This window comes from Pseudomonas sp. FA117 (assembly GCF_057370475.1).
The window spans coordinates 5,425,025-5,445,069 of sequence record NZ_CM170675.1; the positions used below are offsets into that span (position 1 = coordinate 5,425,025).

At 63.8% G+C, this 20,045-nt stretch carries 16 protein-coding genes and 1 pseudogene; 8 read left to right on the forward strand and 9 right to left on the reverse strand.

The window, feature by feature from the left end; translation table 11 throughout:
• Nucleotides 1–328: 328 nt before the first annotated feature.
• Both AC1TXO_RS24895 and hutC read right to left on the reverse strand, forming a co-directional pair.
• A complete protein-coding gene (locus AC1TXO_RS24895; RefSeq protein WP_486404182.1) occupies nucleotides 329–904 on the reverse strand; it encodes a HutD/Ves family protein in 576 nt (191 codons plus the stop codon).
• A complete protein-coding gene (gene hutC / locus AC1TXO_RS24900) occupies nucleotides 901–1,611 on the reverse strand; it encodes a histidine utilization transcriptional repressor HutC (RefSeq protein ID WP_486406907.1) in 711 nt (236 codons plus the stop codon). Before hutC ends, AC1TXO_RS24895 begins: the two co-directional genes overlap by 4 nt.
• Nucleotides 1,612–1,754: 143 nt before the next feature.
• On the opposite strand from hutC, the gene AC1TXO_RS24905 reads away from it, so the two are divergent.
• On the forward strand, nucleotides 1,755–3,119 hold the full coding sequence (locus AC1TXO_RS24905; RefSeq protein WP_486404183.1) for a formimidoylglutamate deiminase: 1,365 nt from the start codon (nucleotides 1,755–1,757) through the stop codon (nucleotides 3,117–3,119).
• 56 nt (nucleotides 3,120–3,175) lie between these two features.
• On the opposite strand, the gene AC1TXO_RS24910 is transcribed toward AC1TXO_RS24905, so the two are convergent.
• Entirely contained in the window at nucleotides 3,176–3,748 is a 573-nt protein-coding gene (locus AC1TXO_RS24910) for a lipocalin family protein (RefSeq protein WP_486404184.1), read from the reverse strand.
• The gene (gene bamE, locus AC1TXO_RS24915) at nucleotides 3,745–3,999 is read right to left on the reverse strand and encodes an outer membrane protein assembly factor BamE domain-containing protein (RefSeq protein ID WP_486404185.1); all 255 of its coding nucleotides are present in this window, start codon (nucleotides 3,997–3,999) and stop codon (nucleotides 3,745–3,747) included. The genes AC1TXO_RS24910 and bamE overlap by 4 nt, the downstream gene beginning before the upstream one ends.
• A gap of 224 nt (nucleotides 4,000–4,223) precedes the next feature.
• On the opposite strand from bamE, the pseudogene AC1TXO_RS24920 reads away from it, so the two are divergent.
• Nucleotides 4,224–5,210, forward strand: a pseudogene (locus tag AC1TXO_RS24920) (cache domain-containing protein); the annotation flags it as partial.
• Between the two features lie 177 nt (nucleotides 5,211–5,387).
• Entirely contained in the window at nucleotides 5,388–6,113 is a 726-nt protein-coding gene (locus tag AC1TXO_RS24925; RefSeq protein WP_486406908.1) for a methyl-accepting chemotaxis protein, read from the forward strand.
• Nucleotides 6,114–6,165: 52 nt separating this feature from the next.
• Here AC1TXO_RS24925 and AC1TXO_RS24930 read toward each other — a convergent pair whose 3' ends face one another.
• From AC1TXO_RS24930 to AC1TXO_RS24940, 3 genes are all read right to left on the reverse strand, one after another.
• Nucleotides 6,166–6,762: a DUF924 family protein gene (locus AC1TXO_RS24930; protein ID WP_486404186.1), complete on the reverse strand. Its 597-nt coding sequence runs from the start codon at nucleotides 6,760–6,762 to the stop codon at nucleotides 6,166–6,168.
• A gap of 3 nt (nucleotides 6,763–6,765) precedes the next feature.
• Entirely contained in the window at nucleotides 6,766–7,776 is a 1,011-nt protein-coding gene (locus AC1TXO_RS24935) for a class 1 fructose-bisphosphatase (protein ID WP_054895279.1), read from the reverse strand.
• A gap of 196 nt (nucleotides 7,777–7,972) precedes the next feature.
• Complete coding sequence (locus tag AC1TXO_RS24940) at nucleotides 7,973–10,423, reverse strand: glycogen/starch/alpha-glucan phosphorylase (RefSeq protein WP_486404187.1); 2,451 nt, start codon at nucleotides 10,421–10,423, stop codon at nucleotides 7,973–7,975.
• 186 nt (nucleotides 10,424–10,609) lie between these two features.
• Here AC1TXO_RS24940 and AC1TXO_RS24945 point away from each other — a divergent pair, with 186 nt between their 5' ends.
• Nucleotides 10,610–11,014 carry a YkgJ family cysteine cluster protein gene (locus tag AC1TXO_RS24945; RefSeq protein ID WP_054895281.1) on the forward strand — a complete coding sequence of 135 codons (405 nt, stop codon included), beginning with the start codon at nucleotides 10,610–10,612 and terminating at the stop codon, nucleotides 11,012–11,014.
• Nucleotides 11,015–11,204: 190 nt separating this feature from the next.
• Here AC1TXO_RS24945 and typA read toward each other — a convergent pair whose 3' ends face one another.
• A complete protein-coding gene (gene typA, locus AC1TXO_RS24950; RefSeq protein ID WP_486404188.1) occupies nucleotides 11,205–13,025 on the reverse strand; it encodes a translational GTPase TypA in 1,821 nt (606 codons plus the stop codon).
• Nucleotides 13,026–13,152: 127 nt separating this feature from the next.
• Nucleotides 13,153–14,607, reverse strand: coding sequence for a tRNA uracil 4-sulfurtransferase ThiI (thiI, locus tag AC1TXO_RS24955; protein WP_486404189.1), 1,455 nt, complete (start codon nucleotides 14,605–14,607; stop codon nucleotides 13,153–13,155).
• 414 nt (nucleotides 14,608–15,021) lie between these two features.
• Between thiI and glnA the strand changes: the two genes are divergently transcribed.
• The 4 genes from glnA (at nucleotide 15,022) to ntrC (ending at nucleotide 19,906) form a co-directional block, all read left to right on the forward strand.
• The gene (gene glnA, locus AC1TXO_RS24960) at nucleotides 15,022–16,428 is read left to right on the forward strand and encodes a glutamate--ammonia ligase (RefSeq protein WP_486404190.1); all 1,407 of its coding nucleotides are present in this window, start codon (nucleotides 15,022–15,024) and stop codon (nucleotides 16,426–16,428) included.
• 152 nt (nucleotides 16,429–16,580) lie between these two features.
• Nucleotides 16,581–17,123 carry a chorismate mutase gene (locus tag AC1TXO_RS24965; RefSeq protein ID WP_486404191.1) on the forward strand — a complete coding sequence of 181 codons (543 nt, stop codon included), beginning with the start codon at nucleotides 16,581–16,583 and terminating at the stop codon, nucleotides 17,121–17,123.
• Nucleotides 17,124–17,387: 264 nt separating this feature from the next.
• Nucleotides 17,388–18,473: a nitrogen regulation protein NR(II) gene (gene glnL / locus AC1TXO_RS24970; protein ID WP_486404192.1), complete on the forward strand. Its 1,086-nt coding sequence runs from the start codon at nucleotides 17,388–17,390 to the stop codon at nucleotides 18,471–18,473.
• Nucleotides 18,470–19,906 carry a nitrogen regulation protein NR(I) gene (gene ntrC, locus AC1TXO_RS24975; protein WP_486404193.1) on the forward strand — a complete coding sequence of 479 codons (1,437 nt, stop codon included), beginning with the start codon at nucleotides 18,470–18,472 and terminating at the stop codon, nucleotides 19,904–19,906. The genes glnL and ntrC overlap by 4 nt, the downstream gene beginning before the upstream one ends.
• The last annotated feature ends 139 nt before the right edge of the window (nucleotides 19,907–20,045 follow it).

The window sequence follows — 20,045 nt, forward strand, 5'->3', positions numbered from 1 at the left end:
AGCATATGCAATTGAATTGCCAAGTCGTGCGAAAAGGTGGATTCGGATGTCTGCGCGCAGGGCTGCAGCCCTTGTGATTCAAGGCGCAAGCGGCTGGATAAAAAATTCTGGAGTGGCGTGGGTGGGAGATTCAGCAGTAGATGGCGTTGCGCCATTCTGGGGCGTTTGGTAACAGGGTGCGCTGTTTGCGGGCGTTACCGGGTAACTGTTTTGCAGGGTTTTCGGGGCCCTGTCGCGGGACGAGCCCGCTCCTGCAGGTTCGATACGTCAGCCAGACCGACGCTGAATCTGCAGGAGCGGGCTCGTCCCGCGATAGCGCTCTTAAGACTTACAACAGTCGAGGGCTCAACTCGATGACACAGCAGCGCCCCGAGACCTCGAGCTCCAGCAAGCCTGCGTTGCCACTGAGCTGCAGGCAGTCATACGACCCAAGCATCGACTCCTCACCCTGGACCCCGACGCGCAGGTCCGCCTCGGCACTGAACACCAGGACGGTCTCTGCCGCACTGAACAGGCGAGCACCCCCCATGAACCACTGCAGCCGCGCGCGGTAGCGGTTCGGCGCATAGATCAGGTTGAAGTCGCGGATCGCCCCGCCCAGCAGCGTGCAGCCCACCTGGCTCTCACCACCGAAGGCGAAGGCATCGAACGGCAACAGCGCCCGGGAATCCTGACCATCGACGCTCAGGCACATGCCATCGCCCTGCAGCACGCTGATGATCCGCTGGTAACCGGCAAAGCTGGAAAAGCCGCCGGAGGCCTCGATGTCGGCAATCGACAGGCGCCAGCCAAACCCGTCCAGGCCGTCGCCGGCATCACGGGTGATCTCCTCGGTGAAGCCGCCACCGTTCTTCCAGGGCATGCGCGGGTAGTCACGGGCACGCAACAACTGCAACTGGCTCATTTGCTGAAACGTCCTTCCAGGCGATGACGGGAACCGGGGTGGATCAGGCGTGCGGCAGTCACTGGCTGGCGGCCCGACCAGGTGCGCCGACGGATCAGCAGGCACGGCTCGCCACGCTCGATCTGCAGCAGCTTGCATTCGTCGGGCTCGGCCAGGATCGCCTCGACCACGTGCTCGCCCTCGGTCAGCGGCGCGACCTGGGACAGGTACGCATAGGGCGTCTGCCGGGTGAAGTCCTGGCGCAGGTAATCCGGGGCAACTGCCGCGTTGACGTAGCGATCCTCGATCTGCACGGGCACATCGTTCTCGAAGTGCACGATCAGCGAATGGAACACCCGCTGGCCCTCGCGCATGTCCAGGGCCAGGGCGCGCTCGGAGCCTGCGGCCTCCTCGGCCAGAATCATCACCTGGCAGCGGTGCTGGTGGCCGCGACTGGCGATTTCATCGGCGATGTTGTTGACTTCGAACAGCGCCGAACGGGTCTTGGGCTCGGCGACGAAGGTACCGACGCCCTGCATGCGCACCAGCAGGCCCTCGGCGGTGAGTTCGCGCAGGGCGCGGTTGATGGTCATGCGGCTGAAGCCCAGCTGGCTGACCAGCTCGCTTTCCGACGGCACACGATGATGCGGCGGCCAGCTGCCGTTTTCGATCTGCTGGACGATCATCTGCTTGACCCGGGCATACAGCGGCGCCGGCCCTTCGGCCATCTGGGCCACCAGCGCGGAGACGGAAGGTGTCGGCACGGCTATGCATCCTTGTGCAAAGTGATTGACGGTAGCTTGCCGCAGTTTACCCGGCAGGCAAACGTCTGTATATGTATATACAAATAACGATACAGGATGACCGAGTGATGTCCGCCTACTTCGCCGAACGTGCCCTGCTGCCTTCGGGCTGGGCCAGCAATGTCCGCCTGGAGGTGTCCGCCGACGGACGGCTCAGCAGCATCGCCGCCGACGCCAGCGCCGACGGTGCCGAGCGCCTGGCCGGCCCGCTGCTGCCAGGCATGCCCAACCTGCACTCCCATGCCTTCCAGCGCGCCATGGCCGGGCTGGCGGAAGTGGTCGGCAACCCCAACGACAGCTTCTGGACCTGGCGCGACCTGATGTACCGCCTGGTCGGCCTGATCACGCCCGATCAACTTCAGGTCATCGCCCGGCAGCTGTACATCGAGATGCTCAAGGCCGGCTACACCTCGGTGGCCGAATTCCACTACGTGCACCACGACAACAGCGGCAAGCCCTACGCCGATCCGACCGAACTGTCACGCCAGATCAGCGCCGCAGCGAGTACCAGCGGTATCGGCCTGACCCTGCTACCGGTGCTGTACAGCCATTCCGGCTTTGGCGGCCAGGCAGCCAACGACGGCCAGCGCCGCTTCATCAACTCCACCGAGCAATACCTGCGCCTGCAGCAGCAGCTCAAGCCGATCCTGGCCGCACAGCCCGCGCAGCACCTGGGCCTGTGCTTCCACTCGCTGCGCGCGGTGACGCCACAGCAGATCGCCGAAGTGATGAATGCCAGCGACCGGGCCTGCCCGGTGCACATCCACATTGCCGAACAGCAGAAAGAGGTCAACGACTGCCTGAGCTGGAGCGGGCGTCGTCCGGTGCAGTGGCTCTACGAGAACGTGGAGGTCGACCCGCGCTGGTGCCTGGTCCACGCCACCCACGTCGAAGCCGACGAAGTCAGCGCCATGGCCCGCAGCGGCGCGGTGGCGGGGCTGTGCCTGACCACCGAGGCCAACCTGGGCGACGGCATCTTCCCGGCCGTCGATTTCCTGGCCCAGGGCGGACGCATGGGCATCGGTTCGGACAGCCACGTCTCGCTGAGCGTGGTCGAGGAACTGCGCTGGCTGGAATACGGCCAGCGCTTGCGCGACCAGCGGCGCAACCGCCTGTACCGCAGCGACCAGCCGATGGTCGGCCGCACCCTCTACGACGCCGCACTGGCAGGCGGTGCGCAGGCACTGGGGCAAGACATTGGCGAACTGGCCGTGGGCAAGCGCGCCGACTGGCTGGTGCTCGACGGGCAGGATCCGTACCTGGCGACCGCCAGCGGCGATGCGATCCTCAACCGCTGGCTGTTCGCCGGCAGCGACCGTCAGGTGCGCGATGTGATGGTCAACGGGCGGTGGGTGGTGCGCCAGGGGCGGCATGACCACGAAGAGGAAAGCGCACAGGCGTTCGCCGCGGTATTGCGCACGCTGCTGGGCTGAAAGCCGGCGCGATCACCTGCGGATCGCGCCAGGCCTGGATCTGCAGCCCGGCAGACTCAATGCCGGGCGACGATCGCCTTGTCCGACACCCGCCAGATCAGGCGGCTGGTGTCGTACCCCTGCTGGCGCGCCTTCGACAGCAGGTTCTCGCGCTCCCAGGCCGGCAGGCTCGGGTTGCGCGACAGGATCCACAGGTACTTGCGGTTCGGGCTGCCGACGATGGCCGTGCGGTAGTGATCGTCCACGTACAGGATCCAGTAATCCGCCCGCGTCAGCCCCGGCACCAGGCGGGTGAACCAGTTGTCGAACTCCACCCACAACTTGTCGGTATGCCCCGGCTCCTCGATGCCGGCATGCCCCTCGGCACGCAACCACTCGTCACCCTCGGTGCGGCAACGGTTGAGCACGCCCAGGCTGCCATCGGGCTTGAGGTTGTAATGGGCTTCGGACTGCGCACAGCCTTCCTGGAAGCGCATCGGCAGACGCGCGAGTTCGAACCACTTGCCCTGGTAGCGCTTGAGGTCGACGTTGCCGGCAGTCTTGGGTGCCAGCGAATCCACCGACGAGCTGACACAGCCACCCAGCACCAGCGCCAGGCCCAGCGCCAGCAGCAGATGCACGCGCTTCATTTGAGGCCCTGCCCGGAGTACATCAGTACCTTGTCGGCCGCGTACTGAACGCTGATGAAGCTCTTCTCGTCCCCCCAAGTGCAACTGCTCATGCCGAGCGCACCGGAGCACTCCTTCGGCGAGCCCAGCAGTTGCTCGACCTCGGCCTTGCTCATGCCGGCCTTGAGCCTGGAATAGTTTTCCTGGTTGATCTTGCTGCAGGCGGTCAGGACGACCAGCAAGGACAACAGGGCGAGGGAACGCAGCGACATGAAGAGGCTCTCCTGGAGATGGATGCAACAGGCGAGACGGCCTGCAGAGAGCTTAGAAGGGAAAATGCCTCCCCGGTTCCCTGCCACCCCCGCTTTCGTAGCATGCCGTTGGTCGGGTCTTGTCACAAAAGTCTCATGGCTAATTCATCACGGGCGACATAGCATTCAGCGATGTGGCCTTTTGCCGCACCCTCTCTCCTGAAATGCCTGCGCAGACCTTGCACATGACAAAAAACCTCAAGTTCAGCCACAAGATCCTGGTGGCCGCCGCCCTCGTGGTGGCCGTCGCGTTCACCTGCTTCGTGCTGTTCAACGATTACCGCCAGCGCCAGTCACTGCGCAGCGACACCGAAAGCAACCTGCAGGAACTCGGCAACCTGACCGCGGGCAACATCCGCACCTGGCTCGACAGCCGCATGCAACTGCTGCAGTCACTGGCCCAGCAGATCGCCGTCGACGGCCCGGAGAAAGCCAGCCTCGACCGCAGCCTGGCGCTGCCGGTGTATGCCGGGAACTTCCAGCTCACCTACTTCGGCGGCAAGGACGGGCGCATGCAGTCGGTGCCGGTCGGCAATCGCGCGCCAGACTATGACCCGCGCGCCCGTGGCTGGTACAAGGCCGCCAGCGCCGCCAACCAGACCATCATCACCGAACCCTACATCTCGGCCTCGGCCGGCAAGCTGGTGATCACCCTTGCCGCCCCGGTGCAGCAGGGCGGCCAGCTGATCGGCGTCAGCGGCGTCGACACCGACCTGCAGACCATCAGCAACCTGGTCAACGCGCTGGACTTCGGCGGCAAGGGCCACGCCTTCATCGTCAACGGCGAGGGCAAGGTGCTCATCCACCCCAACGGCGAGATGGCCCTCAAGAGCCTGGCCGACCTCTACCCCGGCGCCACGCCACGCATCGCCAAGGGCCTGGCCGAGGTCGAGGCGGACGGTCGCAGCCAGTTCATCAGCTTCACCCACGTCGATGGCGTGCCGGCAGACTGGTACGTCGCCCTGGTCCTGGATCAGGACGCCGCCTTCGCCATGCTCGGCGAACTGCGCACCTCGGCGGTGGTGGCCACGCTGATCGCGGTGGTGGTGATCATCGCCCTGCTCGGCCTGCTGATCCGCGTGCTGATGGAACCACTGCACGTGATGGGCCGTGCCATGCGCGACATCGCCGAGGGCGAAGGCGACCTGACCCGGCGCCTGACCATCCACGGCCAGGACGAGTTCGGCAGCCTGGGCCAGTCGTTCAACCGCTTCGTCGAGCGCATCCACGAGTCGATCCGCGAAGTGGCCTCGGCCACCGGCCAGGTCAACGCCGTAGCCAAGCAGGTGGTGAGCGCCTCCAATGCCTCGATCGACAATGCCGACCAGCAGTCCAGCCGCACCAGCAGCGTGGCGGCGGCGATCAACCAGCTGGGCGCCGCTGCCCAGGAAATCGCCCAGAACGCCGCCCTCGCCTCGCAGCACTCCAGCGACGCTCGCGACCTGGCCGAGGAAGGCCAGCAGGTGGTCGGCCAGACCATCGACGTGATGAACAAGCTGTCGGCGCGGATCAGCGATTCGTGCGGCAACATCGAGACGCTCAACGCCCACACCACCAATATCGGGCAGATTCTCGACGTGATCAGCGGCATCTCCCAGCAGACCAACCTGCTGGCGCTCAACGCCGCCATCGAGGCGGCCCGGGCCGGCGAGGCCGGACGCGGCTTTGCCGTGGTGGCCGACGAAGTGCGCAACCTCGCGCACCGCACCCAGGAATCGGCGCAGCAGGTACAGGGGCTGATCGAAGAGTTGCAGGCCGGCGCGCAGGTGGCGGTCAGCACCATGAACCAGAGCCAGCAGCACAGCGATCACAGCGTCGAGATCGCCAACCGCGCGGGCGACCGCCTGGGCAGCGTGACCCAGCGCATCGGCGAGATCGACGGCATGAACCAGTCGGTGGCCACCGCGACCGAGGAACAGACGTCCGTGGTCGAGTCGATCAATGTCGACATCACCGAGATCAATACGCTGAACCAGCAAGGGGTGCAGAACCTGCAGAGCACCTTGCGTGCCTGCAACGACCTGGAGCATCAGGTCGACCGGTTGAAGCAGCTGGTGGGGAGTTTCAGGATCTAAGGTTCGGCGGCGCCTTCTTCGCGGGTTCACCCGCGAAGAAGGCTGCGCTGATCTAGAACCTGGAACCCGGCTCCAGCAGGAAGTCCATCTCTTCACTGGTGCTCGGCCGCCCGAGCATCAGGTTGCGGTGCGGGAAACGTCCGAACCGCGCGATGACGCGCTGGTGCTGCTCGGCATAGTCGAGGAAGCCTTCGAACAACCGGCGATTGGCCTCGGGCTGCTCGTCGAGCAGCATCTGGTAGCGCTCCACGCACAGGTTCTGCCAGTCCAGCACCTCGGCATGCTCCAGCACCAGCAGCACGAACACGCGCTGGATCGGCAGCAGCTGGTAGTCCCAGCCCTTCTGCAGACCCTGCATGGCCACCACCTGGGCACGCCGGTCGCCCTCGAAGGCGCGCGGCGTGTCGCGATGGATCATGCGCGGCAGCTGATCGAGCAGGATCAACAAGCCCAGCCAGCCCTGCGGGCTCTGCTGCCACTCGTCGAGCCCGCCCGCCAGGGCCTGTTCGACGAGGTCGCCGAACAGTGCCCGGCCTTCGGCATCGTCATGCTTGCCGAACCAGCGGGTGTTCTTCTCGTCAGCCACGGCCTGGGCACTGGTGCCCCAACCGAACCACCATTCCAGCAACGGCTGCCAAGGTGCGAGCATGACTTACTCCTTGTGGTAGGCGGTGACGCGCTCCACCTCTTCCTTCGAGCCGAGGATCACCGACACGCGCTGGTGCAGGCTTTCCGGCTTGATGTCGAGGATGCGCTCGTAACCGTTGGTCGATGCGCCGCCGGCCTGTTCGATGATGAAGGACATCGGGTTGGCTTCGTACATCAGGCGCAGCTTGCCCGGCTTGCTCGGCTCGCGAGCGTCGCGCGGATACATGAACAGACCGCCACGGGTCAGGATGCGGTGCACGTCGGCCACCATCGAGGCGATCCAGCGCATGTTGTAGTTCTTCTTCAGCGGACCGGTCTCACCGGCCAGCAGCTCGCCCACGTAGCGCTGCACCGGGGCTTCCCAGTGACGCTGGTTGGACATGTTGATGGCGAACTCGGCGGTGGTTTCCGGGACGCGGATGTTTTCGTGGGTCAGGACGAAGCTGCCCAGCTCGCGGTCCAGGGTGAAGCCCTTGACGCCGTTGCCGAGGGTGAGGATCAGCATGGTCTGCGGGCCGTAGATCGCATAACCGGCGGCGACCTGCTGGGTGCCTGGCTGCAGGAAGGCGTTCTCGTTGAGGGTTTCGTTCTGGCTCAGGTACTCGTTCGGGCAACGCAGCACGGAGAAGATGGTGCCGACCGAAACGTTGACGTCGATGTTCGACGAACCGTCCAGCGGGTCGAAGACCAGCAGGTAGGCACCCTTGGGGTACTTGCCCGGGATCTGGTAGGCGTTGTCCATCTCTTCGGAAGCCATGCCGGCCAGGTGACCGCCCCACTCGTTGGCTTCGAGCAGGATGTCGTTGGAGATGACATCGAGCTTCTTCTGCACTTCGCCTTGCACGTTCTCGGTGCCCATGCTGCCCAGCACGCCGCCCAGGGCGCCCTTGGACACGTGGTGGCTGATTTCCTTGCACGCGCGCGCCACCACTTCGATCAGGAAGCGCAGATCGGCAGGAGTGTTGTTGCTGCGGGTCTGCTCAATCAGATAGCGACTCAGGGTAACGCGGGACATGTATGGCTCCGAAAGGAAAAGGGGAAAAACCCCCGCAGTTTACAGGGAGAGTGACAGCCTAGCGAGCAAAGAGCGTCGCCTGGCGGATCAGACGGTGGTTCGGGCAATGAGTTCAGGCAGTTGGTCGCAGGCGCCCCTGTCGCAAGACACCTGTGGGAGCAGGCCCGCCCCGCGATGGCCCGCCCCCGACACCCCACTAGTCCAATGCCTTCCAGATCTCGGTCGCATACTCGCGAATGGTCCGGTCCGACGAGAACCAGCCCATCCGTGCGGTATTGAGCACCGCCATGCGCCACCACTCCTGCGGCGTATGCCACAGCTCCTCGACCCGCCGCTGCGCATCCCAGTAGGCGTCGAAGTCGGCGCACAGCAGGAAGCGGTCGTAGCCCACCAGACCGTCGATCAGCCCGGTATAGCGCCCCGGATCGTCCGGCGAGAACACTCCGCTGCGGATCGCCTGCAACACATCGCCCAGGCGCCCGGAAGCCGCTACGGCCGCTGCCGCAGCAAAGTCGCCCGAGCGCTTGCGCGCCTCGACCTGCTGGGCGGTGAGGCCGAAGATGAACATGTTCTGCGCCCCGACCTGCTCGCACATCTCGACGTTGGCGCCATCGAGGGTGCCGATGGTCAGCGCGCCATTGAGACCGAACTTCATGTTGCTGGTACCGGAGGCCTCGTAGCCGGCGGTGGAGATCTGCTCGGAAAGGTCGGCCGCCGGGATGATGCTTTCGGCCAGGCTGACGTTATAGTTGGGCAGGAACACCACCTTGAGCAGGCCGCGCACGGTCGGGTCGTTGTTGACCACCCGGGCGATGTCGTTGGTCAGCTTGATGATCAGCTTGGCCTGGTGATAGCTGGCCGCTGCCTTGCCGGCGAAGATCTTCACCCGCGGCGCCCATTGGGTCGAGGGGTCGTTGCGTATGGCCTGGTACAGCGCCACGGTGTGCAGCAGGTTGAGCAGTTGGCGCTTGTACTCGTGGATACGCTTGACCTGCACGTCGAACAGCGCCTCGGGGTTGACCGTCACGCCGATGCGATCCTGGATGATGCTCGCCAGCGCGCGCTTGCTGTGCAGGCGCTGAGCGGCAAACTGCTTGCGGAAGGTGGCTTTCTCGGCGTACGGCTCCAGCCCCTTGAGCTTGCCCTCAGGATCGTCCAGCACCTCGGCGCCCAGCGCCTCGACCAGCATGCCGGTCAGTTGCGGATTGGCCTGGTATAGCCAGCGGCGGAAGGTGATGCCGTTGGTCTTGTTGTTGATGCGCTGCGGATAGAGCTTGTGCAACTCGGCGAACACCGTGCTCTTCATCAGCTTGCTGTGCAGCGCCGATACGCCGTTGACGCTGTGCGAGCCGAGGAACGCCAGGTTGCCCATGCGCACCCGCCGGCCGTTATCCTCCTCGATCAGCGACACTGCGCGCAGCACGTCGAAGTCGTGCAGGCCTTTGGCGCGCAGGGCATCGATGTGGTACGCGTTGATCAGGTAGATGATCTGCATGTGTCGCGGCAGCATGCGCTCCATCAATGCCACCGGCCAGGTTTCCAGGGCCTCGGGCAACAGCGTGTGGTTGGTGTAGGCCAGGGTGCCGACGGTCAGTTCCCAGGCGGTGTCCCAGGCGATTTCGTGCTGGTCGACCAGCAGCCGCATCAGCTCGGCGACAGCAATCGAGGGGTGGGTGTCGTTGAGCTGGATCGCCGCCGAATCAGGCAGGTTGAGCAGGTTGTCGTGCATGTTCAGGTGACGGCGCAGCAGGTCCTGCAGCGATGCCGAAACGAAGAAGTACTCCTGGCGCAGACGCAGTTCCTGCCCCGCTTCGGTGCTGTCGGCCGGATAGAGCACCCGCGAGATGCTCTCGGCACGCGCCACTTCGGCCACGGCACCGAGGTGGTCACCGGCATTGAAACGCTCCAGGTGCAGCTCTTCCAGCGCGCGGGCACGCCACAGCCGAAGCGTGTTCACGCTGGACCCGCGCCAGCCCACCACCGGGGTGTCGTAGGCTACCGCCCGCACCGTCTCGCCCGGCGTCCACACCTGGCGCGCATTTCCATGGGCGTCGTACAGGGTCTCGACGCTGCCGCCAAAGCTGATCGGGTAGATCACCTCGGCGCGCTCGAACTCCCAGGGGTTGCCGAAATCCAGCCAGTTCTCGGTCTGCTCCTGCTGCCAGCCATCGACGATGGCCTGGCGGAACAGCCCATGCTCGTAGCGGATGCCATAGCCGTGCGCGGCGATGCCGAGGGTCGACATGCTCTCCATGAAGCACGCCGCCAGACGCCCCAGGCCACCGTTGCCCAAGGCTGCGTCGGGCTCGAGCAGGCGGATGCGCTCGAGGTCCACATCCAGGCCTTCCAGGGCTTCGCGGGCGATCTCCAGGTAGCCCAGGTTGCTCAGGCTGTCGTACAGCAGCCGGCCGATGAGGAATTCCAGGGAGAGGTAGTACACCCGCTTCTGGCTGCGCCGGTAGGCCTGGCGGGTGTGATCCATCCAGTGATCGACCATGTGGTCGCGGGCGGCCAGGGCGATGGCTTCGAACCAGTCATGGTCGAAGGCATGCTCCGGGTCCTTGCCGACCGCGTAGGTCAGCTTGTCCAGTACAGCGGCGCGAAAAGCGGCCACCTCGGCGTCACGAGCTTTGGGTTCCTGGGACATGCGGCATCCTCGGGCAAGTTGACGAATACGGAGGGAGATTGATGAGACTAGACCCTTCGACAGACAGTGAAGGACACGGTTCGCAGTTTTCATGCCGCTTCAGCGATTCCGGCAAAAGGTTGTTCACAAATTGAACAACTCCGGTATGATCGCGCGCCCCAAGACCGTGATCCGCCCACTATTAAAATGAAACCGACCCTGATCGCCGCCGCCGAAGTCGACCGTCTCGAGACCTGGCAGCGCTACACCAGCAGCATGTGCCATGGCTGCCATTCGACCTGCTGTACCCTGCCCGTGGAGGTCAAGATCAAGGATCTGATCCGTATCGGCGTGGTGGACGAGTTCGAGAAGGACGAGCCGCCGAAGAACGTGGCCAAGCGTCTGCAGAAAGAAGGCATCATCGAGCGCTTCAACCAGAAGTCGGGCATCTTCACCCTGACCCGGATGAGCAACGACGATTGCATGTATCTGGACCGCAAGAGCCGGCTGTGCACCATTTATGACAAGCGCCCGGACACCTGCCGCAATCACCCCAAGGTCGGGCCGCGACCTGGGTATTGTGCGTACAAGCCCAAGGTGGTCGGGCGATAGGCCTGTAGCGCCGGTACGGGCCTCTTCGCGGGCAAGCTCCCACAGGGAAAGGGCAATGCCCGAGGCCTGCGCAGCACCTGTGGGAGCGGGTTTACCCGCGAAGAGGCCAGCAAGGCGAATACAAATCCAGCAGACAAAAAAACGCCCCCGGCCTTTCGACCGGGGGCGTTTTCATTGCGCCTGAGCTAACTCAGTTCTTGGCTTTCTTGGCAGCGCGGGTACGCTCGCCTTCGTCCAGGATCTTCTTGCGCAGACGGATCGACTTCGGCGTCACTTCGCACAGCTCGTCGTCCTGGATGAATTCCAGGGCCTGCTCGAGGGTGTGGCGGACCGGCGGAACCAGGGCGATGACTTCGTCCTTGCCCGAAGCACGCATGTTGTCGAGTTTCTTGCCTTTGGTCGGGTTCACGCCCAGGTCGTTGTCACGGCTGTTCAGACCGATGATCTGACCGTTGTAGATCTCCTGGCCGTGCTCGACGAACAGCTTGCCGCGCGCCTGCAGGGTTTCCAGCGAGTAGGTCAGTGCCTTGCCGGTCTCGACCGAAACCAGGACACCGTTCAGACGGCCGGACATCTGGCCCGACTTCATGGTGTCGTAGCGATCGAAGATCGAGGTCAGGATGCCTGCACCGTTGGTCAGGGTCAGGAACTGGTTACGGAAACCGATCAGGCCACGGGCCGGGATGTTGTACTCAAGGCGCACACGGCCCTTGCCATCCGGGACCATGTTGGTCAGGTCGCCCTTACGCAGGCCCATCTCTTCCATGACCTTGCCCTGGGATTCTTCAGGGATGTCGATGGTGACGTTCTCGAACGGTTCCTGCTTCACGCCATCCACTTCGCGGATGATCACTTCAGGACGACCCACGGCCATCTCGAAGCCTTCGCGGCGCATGGTTTCGATCAGAACCGACAGGTGCAGCTCACCACGGCCGGAGACCTTGAACTTGTCCGGGGAATCGGTTTCCTGAACGCGCAGGGCCACGTTGTACAGCAGCTCCTTGTCCAGACGATCCTTGATGTTGCGGCTGGTGACGAACTTGCCTTCCTTGCCGCAGAACGGCGAGTCGTTGACCTGGAAGGTCATCGAAACGGTCGGCTCGTCGACGGTCAGCGGCTTCATCGCTTCCACTGCGTCCGGAGCGCACAGGGTGTCGGAGATGAACAGCTCGTCGAAACCGCTGATGCAGACGATGTCGCCAGCCTGGGCTTCTTCGACGTCGACGCGGTGCAGGCCGTGGTGGCCCATCAGCTTGAGGATACGGCCGTTGCGCTTCTTGCCGTCGGTGTCGATGGCGACGACCGGGGTGTTCGGCTTGACGCGACCACGGGCGATACGGCCAACGCCGATAACGCCGAGGAAGCTGTTGTAGTCCAGTGCCGAGATCTGCATCTGGAACGAACCGTCACGGTCGACGTTCGGCGCAGGTACGTTGTCGACGATCGACTGGTACAGGGCGGTCATGTCTTCGCCCATGGCGGTGTGGTCCAGACCGGCGATGCCGTTCAGGGCCGAGGCGTAGACCACCTGGAAGTCCAGCTGGTCGTCGGTGGCGCCGAGGTTGTCGAACAGGTCGAAGATCTGGTCCAGAACCCAGTCAGGACGCGCGCCCGGACGGTCGACCTTGTTGATCACGACGATTGGCTTGAGGCCGGCTTCGAAGGCTTTCTTGGTTACGAAGCGGGTTTGCGGCATCGGGCCGTCCTGGGCGTCGACCAGCAGCAGCACCGAGTCGACCATCGACATCACACGCTCCACCTCGCCACCGAAGTCGGCGTGGCCGGGGGTGTCGACGATGTTGATGTGGTAGCCGTTCCAGTTGATGGCGGTGTTTTTCGCCAGAATGGTAATGCCGCGCTCTTTTTCCTGGTCGTTGGAGTCCATCACGCGCTCGTCGTTGAGCTCGTTACGCTCCAGGGTGCCGGACTGGCGCAGGAGTTTGTCGACCAGGGTGGTTTTACCATGGTCAACGTGGGCGATGATGGCGATGTTACGCAGATTTTCGATCACAACTGTATCTCGTGCAGAGGATTCGGTTTGCCGCCAGTCTAGGCGGCCAATATGAAGGTAAAAGGCTCAGCGGGCCCGCGGGTCGGGAGGGCGATGGCGGATGCTGCCGCCATACAGCCCTGGCGTCTTATGCCGGACGATAAACACGCACATTGGCATGTCCCTCACTGAGCAGGTGGTGTGCGTGCAGACGGCTCATCACACCCTTGTCGCAATAAAGCAGGTACTGCCGGTTGGCATCGAGCTGCTTGAACTTGCTGTTGATCGCGTAGAACGGCAGCACCTGGACCTCGACGCCGTCGATCTGCAGCGGTTCGTCTTCCTGGGCGTCGGGGTGGCGGATGTCGATGACGATCTGGCCCGGCAGCGCCTCGGCCACTTCCTCGATCTCGATATCCTTGCCCAGCTCGTCGATCACGTGGTCGATGGAGATCAGTTTGGCGCGCTCGAGGGCACGCTCGAGCACGGCCATGTCGAACTGCTTTTCTTCATGCTCCATGCGGTGGCGCTTGGCATGGGTGGTCGGGTTCACCGAGATCACGCCGCAGTATTCAGGCATGTGCTTGGCGAAATCGGCGGTGCCGATCTGGTAGGCGGTATCGATGATGTCCTGCTTGTGGCTGGCCAGCAGCGGGCGCAGTACCAGCTTGTCGGTGGCCGAATCGATGATCGCCAGGTTGGGCAGGGTCTGGCTGGAGACCTGCGAGATGGCCTCGCCGGTGACCAGCGCGTCGATCTGCAGGCGGTCAGCCATGCGCGCTGCGGCGCGCAGCATCATGCGCTTGAGCGTGACGCCCATGTAGCTGTTGTCGACCTTGCCGAGGATCTCGCCGACCACTTCCTCGAACGGCACGCTGATGAACAGCACGCGCTGGCTGCTGCCGTACTTCTTCCACAGGTAGTGGGCGACTTCCATCACGCCCAGTTCGTGGGCACGCCCGCCGAGATTGAAGAAGCAGAAGTGGGTCATCAGGCCACGGCGCATCATCTGGTAGGCGGCCACGGTGGAGTCGAAGCCACCGGACATCAGCACCAGGGTCTGCTCCAGCGCGCCCAGCGGGTAGCCGCCGATGCCGTTGTGCTGGTTGTGGATGACGTACAGGCGCTGGTCGCGAATCTCGATGCGCACCATCACTTCGGGGGCTTTCAGGTCGATGCCGGCGGCGCCGCACTGCTGGCGCAGCTGGCTGCCGACGTAGCGGTCGACGTCCATCGAGGTGAAGTCGTGGTGGCCGCCGCGCTTGCAGCGCACGGCGAAGCGCTTGCCAGCCAGCAGATGGCCGAAGTGCTGCCTGCATTTGTCGACGATGTCGTCGAAGTCGCCCAGCGGATACTCCTGCACCTGCAGGAAGTGGGTGATCCCTGGGGTGCAGGTCAGGCGTTCGATCATCTCGCGCTGGATCTTCTCGTCCTCGATGCGGGTGACCACTTCGAGATTGTCCCAGACACCATCGACCGCGAGCTCCGGATCCAGATCCTTGAGCACGTTGCGGATGTTCTTGCCGAGCTGGCGGATGAAGCGCTTGCGCACCGGCCGGCTCTTGATGGTGATCTCTGGGAAGACTTTGACGATAAGTTTCATTGGGTTAACAGCGCGCCCGGGGCCTGCCGAAAATGAGGGGCGCGAATTATAGCGGAAATGGCTCGAGGTTTGAGCAACTTTTGATCAGAGGTTTGTTCGAGAGGCTTTCGGGTGGGATTGACGGCGCCCCGACTTGCCCGCGAAGAGGCCCTCAAAGAACGCACAAGCCCCAAAACAGTGCACCATAACAGTGCAGCAACCATGACAAGTGCCTTTTATGAGTGCACAACCTTACGCCTCGTCCTCGCAAACTGCCCGCAAACGCCCATTTTTACCCCACCCTCGCCATTTTCGGGCACTGGCATGCAATTTGCTCTCTTGTGATGCAGGTAAGCTTGGCCGACTATCCGCGCCCGGCGACACCCTTTTTCCAGGGCAGCGGCCAAGCGCGCTCTAGACCATCCGGAGGACAACATGTCGAAGTCGGTTCAACTCATCAAAGATCATGACGTCAAGTGGATTGATCTGCGTTTCACGGACACCAAAGGCAAACAGCACCACGTCACCATGCCGGCTCGCGATGCGCTGGATGATGAATTCTTCGAAGCCGGCAAGATGTTCGACGGCTCGTCCATCGAAGGCTGGAAAGGTATCGAAGCCTCCGACATGATCCTGCTGCCGGACGACAACTCCGCAGTACTGGACCCGTTCACCGAAGAGCCGACCCTGATCCTGGTCTGCGACGTGATCGAGCCTTCCACCATGCAAGGCTACGACCGCGACCCGCGCGCCATCGCCAAGCGCGCCGAAGAGTTCCTCAAGACCACCGGCATCGGCGACACCGTGTTCGTCGGCCCGGAGCCTGAGTTCTTCATCTTCGACCAGGTCAAGTTCAAGTCGGACATTTCCGGCTCGATGTTCAAGATCTACTCCGAGCAAGGCTCCTGGATGACCGACCAGGACGTCGAAGGCGGCAACAAGGGCCACCGCCCTGCCGTCAAAGGTGGCTACTTCCCGGTTCCGCCGTGCGACCACGACCACGAAATCCGTACTGCCATGTGCAACGCCATGGAAGAAATGGGCCTGGTCATCGAAGTTCACCACCACGAAGTGGCGACTGCCGGCCAGAACGAAATCGGTGTGAAGTTCAACACCCTGGTGACCAAGGCTGACGAAGTCCAGACCCTGAAGTACTGCGTGCACAACGTCGCCGATGCCTACGGCAAGACCGCGACCTTCATGCCGAAGCCGCTGTACGGCGACAACGGCTCGGGCATGCACGTTCACATGTCGATCTCCAAGGACGGCAAGAACACCTTCTCCGGCGAAGGCTATGCCGGCCTGTCCGACACCGCCCTGTACTTCATCGGCGGCATCATCAAGCACGGCAAGGCCCTGAACGGCTTCACCAACCCGGCCACCAACTCCTACAAGCGTCTGGTCCCTGGCTTCGAAGCCCCGGTCATGCTGGCCTACTCGGCCCGCAACCGTTCGGCCTCGATCCGTATCCCATACGTTTCCAGCCCGAAAGCCCGCCGTATCGAAGCGCGCTTCCCGGACCCGGCTGCCAACCCGTACCTGTGCTTCGCTGCACTGCTGATGGCCGGCCTGGACGGTATCCAGAACAAGATCCACCCAGGCGATGCCGCCGACAAGAACCTGTACGACCTGCCGCCTGAAGAGGCCAAGGAAATCCCGCAGGTTTGCGGCAGCCTGAAAGAAGCCCTGGAAGAGCTGGACAAGGGCCGTGCGTTCCTGACCAAGGGCGGCGTGTTCTCCGACGACTTCATCGATGCCTACATCGAGCTGAAGTCGGAAGAGGAAATCAAGGTCCGTACCTTCGTTCACCCGCTGGAATACGACCTGTACTACAGCGTTTGATGCGAGCGGCGTACGCGCCGTGAACGTCAGGGAAACGGCCTCCTTCGCGAGGCCGTTTCTGTTTTTACACTCAACCGACTCGGATGCATCCTACTGGTGCACCGCGCAACATTGGCCACACTCGCCTCTCCACTCAAAGGGAGATTGCCAGAATGCGCCTTGCCCCACTTCCACTTCTCTGCGTGCTCAGCCTGTCCGGCTGCACCAACGACACGCCCCCGGAAACACCGTTCGAACCACTGCTCGACAGCATCGAGCAACGCCTGGACATCGCCCGGGCCGTTGCCCTGCACAAATGGGACAGCGGTCAACCAGTACAGGACCGCCCTCGCGAGCAACTGGTACTGGACAAGGTCCGCCAGGCGGCGCCTGCTCATTCACTGAAGCCCGAACGCGCAGCGCTGTTCTTCGCTGACCAGATCGAGGCCAACAAGCTTCGCCAATACCACCTGCTCACCCAGTGGCACTTTCTGCACAGGGCGCCGGACGACCCCCGCCGCGATCTCGCCGGCGAAATCCGCCCAGCGCTCGACCAGCTCCAGGCGCGTCTGCTCGACACCCTCGCCCGCTTCGACCAGCAGCAACATGGGCATTGCAACACAGCACTGGCCGAGGCCATCGCCCTGCGCTCGACCGAGGCTCCGCGCCGACTGTTCCTGATCAGGGCCACCGCCAACCTGTGCCAACAGCCCTGAAGCACTATGCTCTATATTGGTGCACAAATCCGCTGAGCGCCCCGCAATGCACCCCAAATTAGGTCAGGCGAAACGGTAAAGCGGAAGTTTCTGAGCCGATTTTGCGCATATCCAGCGCTTTGTCGGGTAATTCCGCTTCTTTTCGGAGCCTTGGTTTGTTTCTTGCATTTTCACGGCATCAGCGGATCACCAGCGTGCCCGCCCCTTGGCCAAGCCGGGGGCGCCATGTGCCAGAACAGCGCCAAACGAGGTCAACGACGCCCCATGACCATCAGCGATGCACAGCACCGTCTGCTCCTGGACAACCTGACCACCGCCACCTTGCTGCTCAACAGCGAACTGCGCCTTGAGTACATGAACCCGGCGGCGGAAATGCTCCTGGCCGTCAGCGGCCAGCGCAGCCATGGCCAGTTCATCAGCGAACTGTTCACCGAATCGACCGAGGCGCTCAACTCCCTGCGCCAGGCCGTGGAACAGGCGCACCCGTTCACCAAGCGCGAAGCCCAGCTGACCTCGCTGACTGGCCAGAGCATCACCGTCGACTATGCCGTCACACCGATCCTGCACCAGGGCAGCACCCTGCTGCTGCTCGAGGTGCATCCGCGCGACCGCCTGCTGCGCATCACCAAGGAAGAAGCGCAGTTGAGCAAGCAGGAAACCACCAAGATGCTGGTGCGCGGCCTGGCCCACGAGATCAAGAACCCCCTCGGCGGCATCCGCGGCGCAGCCCAGCTGCTGGCCCGCGAACTGCCCGAGGACGGCCTGCGCGACTACACCAACGTGATCATCGAAGAAGCCGATCGCCTGCGTAACCTGGTCGACCGCATGCTCGGCTCGAACAAGCTGCCGTCGCTGTCGATGACCAACGTGCACGAAGTGCTCGAACGGGTCTGCAGCCTGGTCGAGGCGGAAAGCCAAGGCGGCATCACCCTGGTGCGCGACTACGACCCGAGCCTGCCGGACGTGCTGATCGACCGCGAACAGATGATCCAGGCGGTGCTCAACATCGTACGCAACGCCATGCAGGCCATCGGCGGCCAGAACGAACTGCGCCTGGGGCGCATCACCCTGCGCACCCGCGCCGTGCGCCAGTTCACCATCGGCCACGTGCGCCATCGCCTTGTCGCGCGCGTCGAGATCATCGACAACGGCCCGGGCATCCCCGCCGAGCTGCAGGACACCCTCTTCTATCCAATGGTCAGCGGCCGCCCGGACGGTACCGGGCTGGGGCTGGCCATCACCCAAAACATCATCAGTCAGCATCAGGGGTTGATCGAGTGTGAAAGCCACGCCGGCCACACCACCTTCTCGATCTTCCTGCCCCTGGAACAAGGAGCCACAGCCCCATGAGCCGTAGTGAAACCGTGTGGATCGTCGACGATGACCGCTCCATCCGCTGGGTCCTGGAAAAAGCCCTGCAGCAGGAGGGCATGACCACCCAGAGCTTCGACAGCGCCGACGGGGTCATGGGCCGCCTGGCCCGGCAACAGCCGGACGTGATCATTTCCGATATCCGCATGCCCGGCACCAGCGGCCTGGACCTGCTCGCGCAGATCCGCGAAGAGCACCCGCGCCTGCCGGTCATCATCATGACCGCCCATTCCGACCTCGACAGCGCGGTGGCCTCGTACCAAGGCGGTGCCTTCGAGTACCTGCCCAAGCCGTTCGACGTCGACGAGGCGGTATCGCTGGTCAAGCGTGCCAACCAGCACGCCCAGGAGCAGCAGGCGCTCGAGGCGCCACCGGTCCTGGCGCGCACGCCCGAGATCATCGGCGAGGCGCCGGCGATGCAGGAGGTGTTCCGCGCCATCGGCCGCCTGAGCCACTCCAACATCACCGTGCTGATCAACGGCGAGTCCGGCACCGGCAAGGAACTGGTGGCCCACGCCCTGCACCGTCACAGCCCAAGGGCAGCCTCGCCGTTCATTGCGCTGAACATGGCGGCGATTCCCAAGGACCTGATGGAGTCCGAACTGTTCGGCCACGAGAAAGGCGCCTTCACCGGCGCGGCCAACCTGCGCCGTGGACGCTTCGAGCAGGCCGACGGCGGCACGCTGTTCCTCGACGAGATCGGCGACATGCCCGCCGACACCCAGACCCGCCTGTTGCGAGTGCTGGCCGATGGCGAGTTCTACCGGGTCGGCGGCCATGTGCCGGTCAAGGTCGACGTGCGCATCATCGCCGCGACCCACCAGAACCTGGAGTCACTGGTGCAGGCCGGCAAGTTCCGCGAAGACCTGTTCCACCGCCTGAACGTGATCCGCATCCACATTCCGCGCCTGGCCGACCGTCGCGAAGACATCCCGGCCCTGGCCCGCCACTTCCTCGGCCGCGCCGCGCGCGAACTGGCCGTCGAGCCCAAGCTGCTGAAGCCGGAAACCGAGGAGTTCATGCGCAACCTGCCATGGCCCGGCAACGTGCGCCAGCTGGAGAACACCTGCCGCTGGATCACGGTGATGGCCTCGAGCCGCGAGGTGCTGATCGGCGACCTGCCGCCGGAGCTGCTCAACCTGCCCCACGACGCCGCCCCGGTCACCAACTGGGAGCAAGCGCTGCGCCAGTGGGCCGACCAGGCCCTGGCACGCGGGCAGTCGAACCTGCTCGACAGCGCCGTGCCGAGCTTCGAGCGGATCATGATCGAGACCGCACTCAAGCACACCGCTGGCCGCCGACGCGATGCCGCAGTGTTGCTGGGCTGGGGGCGCAACACCCTGACCCGCAAGATCAAGGAGCTGGGGATGAAGGTCGATGGGGGTGATGACGATGAGGGTGAGGATCACTGACGCCTGAGGCGTCGCGCTGCGCTCAACCGATCCAAAAGCAAGCCCGGCTCCTGTAGGAGCGGGCTTGTCCCGCGAACACGGGCGTAACCCGTGCCATGCACCGCGGTGTCTTTTTCGCGGGCAAGCCCGCTCCCACACA